The sequence below is a fragment of the Promicromonospora sp. NPDC060271 genome (assembly GCF_042726755.1).
GTDB lineage: Bacteria > Actinomycetota > Actinomycetes > Actinomycetales > Cellulomonadaceae > Promicromonospora.
This window is the reverse complement of sequence record NZ_JBHXBG010000267.1, coordinates 1-4,661: the sequence shown is the minus strand read 5'-3', so window position 1 is coordinate 4,661 and position 4,661 is coordinate 1. Positions and strand designations below refer to the sequence as shown.

Annotated in this window: 4 protein-coding genes; 1 reads left to right on the top strand and 3 read right to left on the bottom strand. The window is 67.8% G+C overall.

The window, feature by feature from the left end; genetic code table 11:
- Positions 1–57: 57 nt before the first annotated feature.
- From ACFWE2_RS24550 to ACFWE2_RS24540, 3 genes are all read right to left on the bottom strand, one after another.
- Positions 58–987 carry a carbohydrate ABC transporter permease gene (locus ACFWE2_RS24550; protein ID WP_377226826.1) on the bottom strand — a complete coding sequence of 310 codons (930 nt, stop codon included), beginning with the start codon at positions 985–987 and terminating at the stop codon, positions 58–60.
- Entirely contained in the window at positions 984–1,970 is a 987-nt protein-coding gene (locus tag ACFWE2_RS24545; RefSeq protein WP_377226825.1) for a carbohydrate ABC transporter permease, read from the bottom strand. The genes ACFWE2_RS24550 and ACFWE2_RS24545 overlap by 4 nt, the downstream gene beginning before the upstream one ends.
- A gap of 122 nt (positions 1,971–2,092) precedes the next feature.
- A complete protein-coding gene (locus ACFWE2_RS24540) occupies positions 2,093–3,493 on the bottom strand; it encodes an ABC transporter substrate-binding protein (protein WP_377226824.1) in 1,401 nt (466 codons plus the stop codon).
- A gap of 289 nt (positions 3,494–3,782) precedes the next feature.
- On the opposite strand from ACFWE2_RS24540, the gene map reads away from it, so the two are divergent.
- Positions 3,783–4,559 (top strand): type I methionyl aminopeptidase, encoded by a 777-nt coding sequence (gene map, locus ACFWE2_RS24535; protein ID WP_377226823.1) that lies wholly within the window; start codon positions 3,783–3,785, stop codon positions 4,557–4,559.
- Positions 4,560–4,661 lie beyond the last annotated feature (102 nt).

Here is a 4,661-nt window from a genome sequence, read left to right as displayed (position 1 = left end):
GGTGCCGGGACGTCCCGGCACCACGCGGACAGGCGCTCTACCTCGCGGAACGGGGCGTCAGCCCTTGACCGAACCCGCCAGCAGGCCGCGGACGAAGTACCGCTGCAGCGACAGGAACACGATCAGCGGTACGACCATCGAGATGAACGCACCGGCCGACAGGACGTGCCAGTCACCACCGCGCGAGCCGGCGAGCTCGGCCACGCGCACGGTGAGCGGGAACGTGTCCAGGTTGCCCATGATCAGGGCGACCAGCAGGTCGTTCCAGACCCACAGGAACTGGAAGATGGCGAACGCTGCCAGAGCCGGCGTGAGCAGCGGGAGCACGACCCGGAAGAAGACCTGCACGTGGCCGGCACCGTCCATGCGCGCCGCCTCGACGAGGGACGCCGGGATGTCCTTCATGAAGTTGTGCAGCAGGAAGATCGCCAGCGGCAGCGCGAACGCCGAGTGCGACAGCCAGATCGTCCAGAACGAGCCGTTGATACCGAGGTCCACGTAGGCCGTCAGCAGCGGCACCAGCGTGATCTGGATCGGCACGATCTGCAGGGCGAACACCGCGATGAACAGGAAGTCGCGGCCCTTGAAGTCGACCCACGCGAACCCGTAGGCGGCCAGCAGCGCGATGGTGATCGGGATGAACACCGCGGGCAGCGTGACCACGAACGAGTTGACGAAGTAGGTCGCCAGGTCGGTCGACCCGTCGAACAGCGCGGTCTCGTAGTTGCGCAGCGAGAACACGCCCTCGCCGGCGAGCGCATCGCCGAAGACCGTCCACCAGCCGCTCTGCCGGATGTCCAGCTCGGGCCGGAACGAGGTGACCAGCAGGCCCACCGTCGGAACCGTCCAGAGGATGGCGATGACCACGGCGAGCGTGCTCGCCCACGGGTTGGACAGGGCCTTGCGCGCCTTCCGGGCGCGGTCGCTCATGGTCGACGGCGACCGGGGTACCTCGGGTGCCGGAGTGGCTGCCTCTATGGTGCTCATCGCACATCCTCCGAAAGACGCTGCTGGCGCACGTTGTAGATGATCACCGGGATCACGATGACGAACAGCAGCACGGCCAGCGCGGCGCTCAGCCCGGCGTCACCCTGACGGAACCGCTGGTTGTAGAACTCGAGGGCCACGATCGAGGTGTTGAAGTCCCCCGCCGTCATCGTGCGCACGATGTCGAACGTCTTGAGCGTGGTCATGGCGATCGTGGTGAGCACCACCACGAGCGCGGGCCGGATGCTCGGGATGGTGATGCGCCAGAACATGCCGAGCCCGGAGACGCCGTCGAGGCGCGCCGCCTCGATGATGTCGTCGGGGATCGCCTTGATCGACGCCGACAGCAGCGTCATCGCGAAGCCCGCCTGGATCCAGATGAACACCACCATGATCAGGAACGTGTTCAGCGGCTGGTTGCTCAGGAACTGCTGCGGCTCGCCACCCAGCCAGACGATGAACTGGTTGAGCAGACCGGTCTGCTCCACACCCTCTGGCTTGAACTCGTAGACGAACTTCCAGATGATCGAGGCGCCCACCATCGAGATGGCCATCGGGAGGAACACCAGCCCCTTGGCCACGGCCTCGAACCGGCTCTTGTCGACGAGGTAGGCGTACGCGAGACCGGCGAACGTGGCCACGAGGGGAGCGACCAGCACCCACAGCGCCGTGTTGCCCAGCACGATCAGGAACTGCGGCTCGCTGAAGGCACGCACATAGTTGTCGAGCCCGACGAACGTGGTGCTGTTGCGGTTCATGACCGAGTTGATGATGGTGCGGATCGCCGGGTACACCAGGCCGAGCAGGAGCAGCAGCAGCGCCGCGCCCACGAAGCCGCCTGCGATGAACCAGCGAGGCGGGTTACGTGGCCGGTCGACCACGAAGAGGATGATGCCCATCAGCGCGACGAACAGCACGATCGCGATGAGCATCAGCAGTAGTTTGTGTACCGGGTCGTCCCCGGCATGCAGCAGCCAGTCCATGGCTATCTCCTGTCGCTGTCCTGGTCCGGTCGTCCTTGACTGGTCCGTCCCCCAGCCTAGGACGGCGGAGGCGCGGGACTCGGGGTCCCACGCCTCCGCGCGTCATGCTCGAGGACCGGCCGTCAGTTGCTCGGCCAGGAGTTCTCGATGGTGGTGGTGACTTCCTCGCTGGTCTGGTCGCTGGCGAACCACTCGATGATGCCGTTCCAGAACGAGTCCGTGCCGACGGCGGACGGCATCAGGTCGGACGCGTCGAACCGGGCGACCGTGTCCGGGTTGGCCAGGATCTCCGCGGAGAGCTTGTCGAACTCCGTGGCCAGCAGCTCCGGGTCGAGGCCGTTGTTGGCGCTCACCCAGCCACCGGCGGGGGTGGCCGCCGCCTTGGCGTTGGCCCAGTCGGAGCTCGACAGGTAGGTCTGGAAGGCCTGCACCTCCGGCCGGTCGGCGAACGCGCCGATGAACTCACCGGCGACCAGGGTCGGCTGCTCGTCGCCCTCGATCGCCGGCAGGTAGAACGCGTAGACGTCGCCGTCCGGCGCCACCTCGGTGCCCTCCGGCCACTGCGTCGCGTAGAAGTTCGCGGCGCGGTGCATCCAGCAGTTGCCGTCCAGGATCGGGTAGCCCGCATCCGTCCAGGTGGCCGTCGCGATCGAGTCGACGCCGCCCAGGCCACCGTTCACGTAGTCCGGGTTCTTGAGGATCTCGCCCGCCGTGTCCCACGCCTCGACGATCTGCGGGTCGTTGAACGGGATCTCGTGGGTGTACCACTGGTCGTAGACCTCGGGGCCCGCCGAGCGGAGCACGACGTCCTCGATCCAGTCGGTGCCCGGCCAGCCCGAGGCGTCACCCGACTCGACACCGGCGCACCAGGGGCGCGTGGCGCCCTCGTTGCCCTCGGCGATGGTGGCCGTGAGGTCCAGCATCTCCTGCCAGGTCGTGGGGACCTCGTACCCGGCCTCCTCGAACATCGACGGCGAGTACCAGACGAACGACTTCACGTTGGAGCCCAGCGGCGCGGCGTAGAACGTGCCGTCGACGGTGCCGTACTCCTTCCACTCCGGGGCCCAGCCCTCGTCGACGTTGGCCTCGACCTGCTCGGGGGCAGGCAGGACGGCGTCGTAGTCCCGGACCAGCGTCTGGAGCAGACCCGGCTGCGGCAGGATCGCGATGTCCGGCGGGTTGCCCGCCTGGACGCGAGTGGCGATCTGCGCCTCCATCTCGCGCGACGCCTCGTACTCGATCTCGACGCCGGTGCACTTCTCGAACGGCTCGTACGACTTCGTCTGCGTCGCGGCCTCGGGCTCGACGATCGTCGTGTAGACGCTGACCGACTTGCCCTCGAGGTCGCCGAACTCGTCAAAGGCGGTGCAGTCGATGTCGAACGCCGCCGCCGTCTCTTCGCCTCCACCACCGTCGCCGCCACCATCATCTGTATCGGCACAGGCCGACAGGATCAGGGCCAGGCTCGCGCCGGTCGCCGCAAGGGCGACCGCTCGGCGCTTGGAAGCCATCCGGATAGTCATCTCGTGCTCCTCCACTGCTTCGTGGGCTGAGAACCCTCTGACGTGCGGGTACGGCCCGGCAGACTGCCAGGTTGCCCTTCCTCCACGCAACCGTGGTTCACGATCCAATGCAAGCCCATACAGCACCGCCTTGCATTACGAAACCGTTGCAATCGCCCGCTCGGCCCAAGACGGGTGAAACCCGAGGTCGCCTCCGCGCAAGGCGACGGACCGTTCGCCGGACGGACGGTTCCCGGCGGGACGTAGGCTTGTGCCGCCAGATCCCTGGCGCACCTACGGAAGGACGGACATGATCGAGCTGAGGACGCCGCGGGAGATCGAGGAGATGCGCCCGGCGGGACGCTTCGTCGCGGACGTGCTGCTCGCCGTCCGCGAGGCCGCGGGAGTGGGCGTGAACCTGCTCGAGCTGGACGAGATCGCGCACAAGATGATCCGCGACCAGGGCGCGGAGTCGTGCTACATCGACTACCACCCGTCCTTCGGCGCCATGCCGTTCGGCAAGACGATCTGCACCTCGGTGAACGACGCCGTGCTGCACGGCCTCCCGTTCGACTACCGGCTCAAGGACGGCGACCTGCTGTCCATCGACTTCGCGGCGTCCGTGAACGGCTGGGTCTCCGACTCCGCGCTGTCGATCGTGGTGGGCACACCCACCCCGGACCGCGCCGAGGCCGACTCGAAGCTGATCCGCACCACCGAGGTCGCGCTGGAGGCGGGCATCGCAGCGGCCCAGCCGGGCCAGCGGATCGGTGACATCTCCGCCGCGATCGCCGAGGTGGCGCACGCCGCCGGCTACTCGATCAACACCGACTTCGGCGGGCACGGCGTCGGGCGCACCATGCACGGCGACCCGCACGTGCCGAACAACGGGCGCGCCGGCCGCGGGTTCCCGCTCAAGCCGGGCCTCGTCATCGCCGTCGAGCCGTGGTTCCTCGAGACGACCGACGAGATCTTCACCGACCCCGACGGCTGGACGCTGCGGTCGAAGGACGGGTCCCGTGGGGCGCACTCGGAGCACACGATCGCGATCACGGAGGACGGCCCGCTGATCCTGACCGCGCGCTGACGACGCGCGTGCTGAGCACGGCGCGCTGACGACGCGTTCGCCGAAGTAGAGCGCCCGTCCGAGTCTCCCTGGTGACACGGAGGACTCGGACAGGCGCTCTAC